We start from the raw sequence: 6,293 nt of genomic DNA, 5'->3' as shown, positions 1-6,293 counted from the left end.
GAAGCGGCTCGGGGATCGCGATCAAGATGCCGCGGGTGCCGGGCATGGCCGACCAGGACAGCCCCGGCGCGCCACCCGAGGCGGTCGCGGCCAACCTGCCGCCGCGGCAACCGGTTTGCGAAGAGTGCCTGCTACAGGCGAAGAAAAGAGGCCAGGCGCTCGCCGAGCGCTGAGGAACCGCGATGACGCCGAACCCCCGCCATTGGGCCCGCGAGCTGTGGCAGCGCTCCCGCGATCGCGGCTTGCAGACCCACATCGATGTGCTGGTCGACGCTACCGGGCTGGACGACTATCCCTTGCTTACCGAGCATGCGCGGCAAAGCGATCCTCCGGCGCTGTTCAAATTGCTGGAGCAAACCCCGGAGGCCGCCCTGGCCGACGAGGGCCCACTGCTGCTGCGCCTGGAAGACGGCCACGCGGGCTGGCTGGACGAACTGCTCGAACGCATCGACTGCCGCCGCCACCTGATGCTCCTGTTCAGCCCCTGGCCGTTGCCGCGCCTGGGCGAGCACCTGCGCAGCTGCACCCAGGCCGAGTGGAACCAGGGCCGTTCCAGCGGCGTGCTGCGTTTCTACGATCCGGGCCTGTTCATGGCCGTCAGCGACATGCTCGACCCCCGGCAGAGCCGTTACCTGCATGCCCCGGTTTCCAACTGGCACTGGCTGGACCGCGACGGCCGGCCGAGGGCGCTGGCCGGTCATTACCAGGCCCACGAGACGCCGCCGCTGCAAGCGGCCCTCCGCCTGGAAGCGCATCAAGTCGCCGCCTTGCGCGCCTGGAGCGAGGCCGAAGCCTACCGCCGCGAATACTTCGTGCTGCCCCGCGAGCATGGCCTGGGCGGCCAGGAAAGCCTGCTCCAGCATCTGGTCCAGGCGCACCTGGCCGCCGACCGCCAGGGCTTGCAGGACTTCGACCAGCGCGATGCCTTCGTCGCCCAGTGGCTGCGCGAACAGACCCCCGGCCCCGGCTTTTCCCCGGCGGGAACGAGTCGCGCATGAACGGGCGCGGCATCGGCCTTCCCGCCCTGCTTCCGGGGCCTCTGCTGGCCGCGGGCTGCCAGAGCGGGCCGGACATGCTGGCGGCGCCGGTGATGGGTTACAACCATACGTCCGCGGCGATCAATTGGTTTTCGGTGAATGGGGCGGGTGGACCGCGTTTAGACCCTTATCAGGGGGATGGTAGCCAGGTTTGTTGCGGAGTGATTCCAAAGAAGTGGAATCCAAATTTGAAAGCTGTCGTGGAATGGGAGAAAGATCCCAAACCGCACGCCGCTATAAGGCGAGATAAATATGGACGGCTGGATAAAGATGATTACTTGAGACATGCCTCAAGCTACACCCGACACAAGATGATCGTGGATATACCTAGATATAGTGAAAAAATATGCCTGTTGCAGGTGCATTTCCTCCCGTGCGACCAGGTCGCGGTCTCAACAACCTATTACAGCCAGGGGCATCCAGAGTATCCAGATAGAAAGTATTTTCAGAAGAGAGAGTCTTCATGCAAAAGCTCTTGAATGCAAAGGGGTTAAGGACACCTGTTTGGCTGATTGCTTTACTGATAGGTTTTTTGTTTTTACAAGCGTGCCAGGCAGGCCCTGATATGGTGTCTACTCCTATCGGAGGATACAACCATACTTCGGCGGCTATTAACAGATTCAGTGTAAATAGTGCTGGCGGATTAAACCTTGGTCCATTTCAGGGGGGAGCAGGGCAGGTATGTTGTGGTGTCGTTCCTAGAGTTTGGAAGCCGGGCTTGAAGGCAACCGTAGAGTGGGAGGTAGATCCTGAGTCAGGGGATTATAAAGACTGGCCGGAAAGATATTTTCAGATGGCTGGAGAAAACGTATGAGAGAGCATGGGCTCTTGTATGTTCGTCATAAGGAAACTGTCGATATACCTTCTTGTGATAGTAAGGAGATTTGTTCGCTAAAAATACACTTTCTTCCATGTGATAAGGTTGCTACTTCAGCTGCCTGTTATACGTCGTTTCATCCTGAATATCCGAATAAAGGTTACTTTGATATGAGGGGTATGTCATGCAGAAGTTGATGAACTTGATCTGTGTGGGAAATAAAAAGTCCATTGGGCTGGTGGTTTTTCTCGGCACCTTCTTTGGGCTGGTGGCATGCCAAGCTGGGCCTGAAGTGCTGTCTGCACCTGTCATGGGTTACAACCATACTTCGGCGGCGATTAACGAATTTACGGTGAATGGTGCCGGGGGGCCAAACCTGGGCCCTCATCAGGGCGGAGGTGGGCAAGTATGTTGTGGCGTGATTCCAAAGTACTGGGTGCCGGGTTTGGAGGCGATTGTAGAGTGGGAAATTGATCCTAATCCTAAGGCTGAACTAAAGCGAGATCGGTACGGGAGTCTGGATATGCAGGACTATCGACGACATGCTAAAAATTACACGCATCACAAGGCGGTTGTTGAAATACCTAGGTATGAAAGGCCTGGGCCGATAAGAGTTCACTTTTTGCCTTGCAATCAGGTTCGTATAACTGCTGCGGCCACTTCTCCGGGGTACCCTGGATATCCTTATAACTATCCGATGGTTATGGAGAGAGTGGCAGAATGTCCGAAGAAATAAATGTCTTGCGAGAAGATATTCGTGTGACTGTCAGTGTTGCTCCTGAATTTCCGAAGGAAAGGCTTCTTCCGCTTGAGCCAAGTGTTCTCTCTAAGAATATAAGTCGGCAGGTAGAAGAAGAGCGGAAGTATAATGAGGAAAAAATCAAGCGGGATAGGGAGGGTGGCGGAGAAAGCAGTGGAATACCTTGTTGTAAGACTCTGCATGTGAGCATAGGCTATGATGGCACTAATAATAATGATCGGGCTGATGGTGCATCATTGCCGCCTTCTAGAAGTAATGTGGCAAAGCTATTTCATGCTTCTGTCGGAGAAGGTTCCGTGCAGGAAGAGTTGGGTTTCTTTCGATATTACTGCCCTGGGGTTGGTACGGTATTTCCAGATATTCGGGAATATACTCCGTCGAGTCTCGGTTTGATTGCGGCGGCTGGTGGGGAGAACAGAGTAAACTGGGGAATAACCCGCTTGGTTGATGTTTTGCAAGGAACGCTTACCCCAGAAAGTCCTCTTCTGCTAGATGAGTCTCAAACAATGATTGAGAACATGGCAACTAATGGAGTTGCCAAGGTTCTAACCGGTGGGTTATTGGAGAACGGCGAGAAAAAACGCCGAGCTGCCTTGGAGCCAAAACTCAAGGAACTGGAAGAAAAGCTTCGCCAGCGTCAGGACTCAGGGCAGAAACCGCATATCCTGGCCATGCGCTTGTATGTCTATGGATTCTCCCGTGGGGCGGCGGAGGCACGGACATTCGCCAACTGGCTGCAGGAACTGACCCGGGCCAGCGGTGCCGACGGTCGGGTGGAATACCGCTTCGCCGGCCTACCGATCTCCATCGAGTTCCTCGGCCTTTTCGACACCGTGGCCGCCGTGGGCCTGGCGGATAGCGCGCCGTTCGCCGCCGGGCATATGGATTGGGCCGACGACACCATGCGTTTGCCCGATGAGGCCCAGGCTCAGTGCCTGTCGACCATCCTGCCAGAGGACTGCTCTTTTCTGAAACGTTGCGTGCATTTGATCTCATGCCATGAGCAGCGTGCCAGTTTTCCGCTGGATTCGATTCGCCGTCGCGACCTGGATGCCAACGGACGTCGTACGGGGCCTTCCTGCTATCGGCAGGGTACGGTGGAATATGCATACCCTGGTGTTCACTCGGATGTTGGAGGGGGTTATGGCGTTGGCAACCAGGGTAAGGCGGTGGGAGGTTCGGAATTCCTGCTATCCCAGATAGCGCTGCAGCATATGTATGCGGAAGCTTTTGGTGCCGGTGCTCCTTTGCAGGTTCCCAAATCAGCCGTTCATCCGGACTTTCATGAAGTCTGGCGGGAGATGACGCCTGAAACCGAAGCGGAGTTCAGCGTCTCCGAAGAACTCGCCACCCGTTTCAACGCCTGGCAGGCCCAGGCCAAGGCCGGCCCCCTGGAAGAGGTGATCCGTCGCGAGACCGCGTTGATCACCGCCTGGCGCATCGACCGCTATGCCGGCGGGCTGCGCAGCAAGGCGTTCTTCGCCAATGTCCCGCCGGACATGCCGGAAGCCCAGCAGAAGGCCTGGGAGGCCCTGCACAAGCGGCGTAGCCGGGAGTACGCGGCCGCCCAGCAGGGCGAGCCGCTCCCGCCGATGAGCGCCGCCGAACAGGCGGAGTGGGATCGCAACGTGGCGCTGATCGGCGGCGAGGACCAACTGCGCGACCTGCGTGTGGAGAAGCAGTTCGACCCGCCGCTGGACCAGCGCCAACTGCTCGGCGCCGCCGCCGAATTCGCCCATGACTACAAGGGCGACTGGGGCGTGCTCGACGACGGCATGACGGTGGGGGGAGTGATCGACCTGCTGCTCGGCGGCACCGTATTCCTGATCAACGAGGAAGACGAAGCCGAGGAATACAGCCAGATCCACCGCGACGGCAGCGCGCGCTACCACCAGTTGTTCAGCGCTCCCGACCGGGTGGCGCCGGGCCAGGAAAAACTGGTGGCGCTATTCGACGAACAGGTGCACGACTCCCGCGCCTGGTTCATGAACACTTCGGCGATAGGCCCGCGAGAACCCTTCACCGACTACTTCCGCTATCGCCTGGTGCATTTCGACAACGAGTCAAACAAGCGGCTCTCGGTACTGGCCACCGCCGGGCGGGTGGTAGGCGTCGGGGTGATGCTGGCCAGCGTCGGCCTCAGCGTCAAGCGTCGCGATCCGCGGATGCTGCTCGGGCTGTTCCTGCCATCGCTGGCGCGTCCGCTGCTGAGCGGCAAGGTCGGCCTGCCGGAGATCAGCGCCTTCGACCCGCTGACCGGGATCGCCTTGCCGATGGTCGGCGGGGCGGCGCTGGACAACCTGCGGGCCTTCACCCGCGAGCCTGGCGACAAGGTCGAGCAGATCGGCCAGTTGCCGCCACCGCCGCCGCTGGCGGTCGCGGCGGTGCAATCGCCTGCATTGCAGCAGGTGCTGCTGGCTCAGCAGACCGTGGAGGCGCTCAAGGCGCGCGATCTGGGCAGCCTGGCCGGGCTGGTGGCCAAGGCCGAACTCACCCAGGCGCCCGCGGCGGCGACCCCGGCCTGGCTCGCCGAGGCGAAGCAGGCCTTGCAGGACATGGGCACGGAGCAGGCGCAACCGCCGGGCCCCGGCTCGGCGCCGGGCTGGCTGCAGCGCGGCAAGGACCTGATGGAATCGCTTTGAACCTCGACCGGGCGAACGCGGCCGACCTGTCGCCCCGGATCATTCGGCGCGGATGTCGAACCCGCTGCTGGCCTCGCTGACGATGCGGAAGCGCGCGTTGCCGTCCGCGGCGATCCGGGTTCTCAGCTCGCGGTTCAGCAGGCCCTTGCCGCAGAGAGTGTCGTCCTGGGTATCGATGCCGATACCGACCACATGCTCGCCCGCCGGCACCTGGAAGCTGGCTTCCTCGCCGACGCCGATGCGCGCGGCGACCTGGCGGTCGATAAGGAACGCCACGTAGCAGCCGCCGCCCAGGTAGCCATAGTCGCGGTGGACTTCCAGCCGGCCGCCACCACTCACCGGTTGCTGGTAGCCGAGCAGGCGTTCGGCGGGGATCGCCCGGGTCTTCTCGGCGGGAACCGAGGAACAGCCAGCCAGGAGGAAAAGGATCGCTACGGCGTACATCGGGCGCATGAAGGCTCTCCGTCGAAAGGTTTCCTCAGGCTAGCCCAGTTTCGCTGGAGCGCGGAGCGACGGGGCGGAGTGGGCTAGAATGCCTGGCCTGTTCTTCCGGAGCCGACTACCGATGCGCCAGGCCCTGCTGATCGTCGACGTGCAACCCTGTTTCGCCCCGCCGGACTGGCTGCTGGAAGGCATCGGCCAACTGCTCGGGCGGATGCCCTCGGTGGCCAGCGTCGAGCGCCATGACGAGTCGCGTACGCCGTTCCAGCGCCAGCTCGGCTGGCGACCCCCGCTCGACGATGCCTGCCTGGTGGCGGCCGACCGGGTCTTCGTCAAGCATGGCTACCTGCCGACGGCGGAACTCGTCGACCATCTGCGTGCGCTGCGAGCGGAACGGGTGCTGGTCTGCGGCATCCAGGCCGACACCTGCGTGCTCGCCGCCGGCTTCGCCCTGTTCGACGCCGGCCTGCAACCGACCCTGGTCGGCGACCTGGTGCTCGGCTCCTCGCTGGATCGCTCGGGGGAGCTGGGTGTGCGCCTGTGGAAGCATCATTTCGGCCAGGTCGTCAGCCTGGCCGAGGTGCTGGCGGATTGAG

The 6,293-nt window shown here is 61.1% G+C and carries 8 protein-coding genes and 1 pseudogene; 8 read left to right on the top strand and 1 reads right to left on the bottom strand.

Annotation, left to right across the window (positions count from 1 at the left end; all coding sequences use genetic code 11):
• The 7 genes and pseudogenes from HMPREF2924_RS34700 to HMPREF2924_RS34680 form a co-directional block, all read left to right on the top strand.
• A pseudogene (locus HMPREF2924_RS34700) lies at positions 1-173 on the top strand (Rhs element Vgr protein); the annotation flags it as partial.
• Between the two features lie 9 nt (positions 174-182).
• Positions 183-998 carry a toxin Tle1 chaperone Tla1 gene (locus HMPREF2924_RS20940; protein WP_003130151.1) on the top strand — a complete coding sequence of 272 codons (816 nt, stop codon included), beginning with the start codon at positions 183-185 and terminating at the stop codon, positions 996-998.
• A complete protein-coding gene (locus tag HMPREF2924_RS36100; RefSeq protein WP_031627850.1) occupies positions 995-1,516 on the top strand; it encodes a Tli1a family immunity protein in 522 nt (173 codons plus the stop codon). Before HMPREF2924_RS20940 ends, HMPREF2924_RS36100 begins: the two co-directional genes overlap by 4 nt.
• Complete coding sequence (locus HMPREF2924_RS36095) at positions 1,501-1,851, top strand: DUF3304 domain-containing protein (RefSeq protein ID WP_079390288.1); 351 nt, start codon at positions 1,501-1,503, stop codon at positions 1,849-1,851. Before HMPREF2924_RS36100 ends, HMPREF2924_RS36095 begins: the two co-directional genes overlap by 16 nt.
• Positions 1,848-2,051 carry a DUF3304 domain-containing protein gene (locus tag HMPREF2924_RS37055; protein ID WP_071534090.1) on the top strand — a complete coding sequence of 68 codons (204 nt, stop codon included), beginning with the start codon at positions 1,848-1,850 and terminating at the stop codon, positions 2,049-2,051. The genes HMPREF2924_RS36095 and HMPREF2924_RS37055 overlap by 4 nt, the downstream gene beginning before the upstream one ends.
• Complete coding sequence (locus HMPREF2924_RS34685; RefSeq protein ID WP_071534297.1) at positions 2,039-2,590, top strand: Tli1a family immunity protein; 552 nt, start codon at positions 2,039-2,041, stop codon at positions 2,588-2,590. Before HMPREF2924_RS37055 ends, HMPREF2924_RS34685 begins: the two co-directional genes overlap by 13 nt.
• 530 nt (positions 2,591-3,120) lie before the next feature.
• The gene (locus HMPREF2924_RS34680; RefSeq protein ID WP_023091521.1) at positions 3,121-5,256 is read left to right on the top strand and encodes a T6SS phospholipase effector Tle1-like catalytic domain-containing protein; all 2,136 of its coding nucleotides are present in this window, start codon (positions 3,121-3,123) and stop codon (positions 5,254-5,256) included.
• A gap of 39 nt (positions 5,257-5,295) precedes the next feature.
• Here HMPREF2924_RS34680 and HMPREF2924_RS20915 read toward each other — a convergent pair whose 3' ends face one another.
• Positions 5,296-5,709, bottom strand: coding sequence for a hypothetical protein (locus HMPREF2924_RS20915; protein WP_003091632.1), 414 nt, complete (start codon positions 5,707-5,709; stop codon positions 5,296-5,298).
• 79 nt (positions 5,710-5,788) lie between these two features.
• On the opposite strand from HMPREF2924_RS20915, the gene HMPREF2924_RS20910 reads away from it, so the two are divergent.
• On the top strand, positions 5,789-6,292 hold the full coding sequence (locus HMPREF2924_RS20910; protein ID WP_003130147.1) for a cysteine hydrolase family protein: 504 nt from the start codon (positions 5,789-5,791) through the stop codon (positions 6,290-6,292).
• The last annotated feature ends 1 nt before the right edge of the window (position 6,293 follow it).

Source organism: Pseudomonas sp. HMSC063H08 (assembly GCF_001813645.1).
In the GTDB taxonomy this organism is placed as follows: domain Bacteria; phylum Pseudomonadota; class Gammaproteobacteria; order Pseudomonadales; family Pseudomonadaceae; genus Pseudomonas; species Pseudomonas aeruginosa.
The sequence above is the reverse complement of the archived record's forward strand: the minus strand, read 5'-3'. Positions and strand labels throughout refer to the sequence as shown.

Coding starts and splice junctions, on each gene's coding strand:
- HMPREF2924_RS20940 (WP_003130151.1), top strand. CDS start 183: ATGACGCCGAACCCCCGCCATTGGGCCCGCGAGCTGTGGCAGCGCTCC.
- HMPREF2924_RS20910 (WP_003130147.1), top strand. CDS start 5,789: ATGCCTGGCCTGTTCTTCCGGAGCCGACTACCGATGCGCCAGGCCCTG.
- HMPREF2924_RS34685 (WP_071534297.1), top strand. CDS start 2,039: ATGCAGAAGTTGATGAACTTGATCTGTGTGGGAAATAAAAAGTCCATT.
- HMPREF2924_RS36100 (WP_031627850.1), top strand. CDS start 995: ATGAACGGGCGCGGCATCGGCCTTCCCGCCCTGCTTCCGGGGCCTCTG.
- HMPREF2924_RS20915 (WP_003091632.1), bottom strand. CDS start 5,709: ATGCGCCCGATGTACGCCGTAGCGATCCTTTTCCTCCTGGCTGGCTGT.
- HMPREF2924_RS37055 (WP_071534090.1), top strand. CDS start 1,848: ATGAGAGAGCATGGGCTCTTGTATGTTCGTCATAAGGAAACTGTCGAT.
- HMPREF2924_RS36095 (WP_079390288.1), top strand. CDS start 1,501: ATGCAAAAGCTCTTGAATGCAAAGGGGTTAAGGACACCTGTTTGGCTG.
- HMPREF2924_RS34680 (WP_023091521.1), top strand. CDS start 3,121: ATGATTGAGAACATGGCAACTAATGGAGTTGCCAAGGTTCTAACCGGT.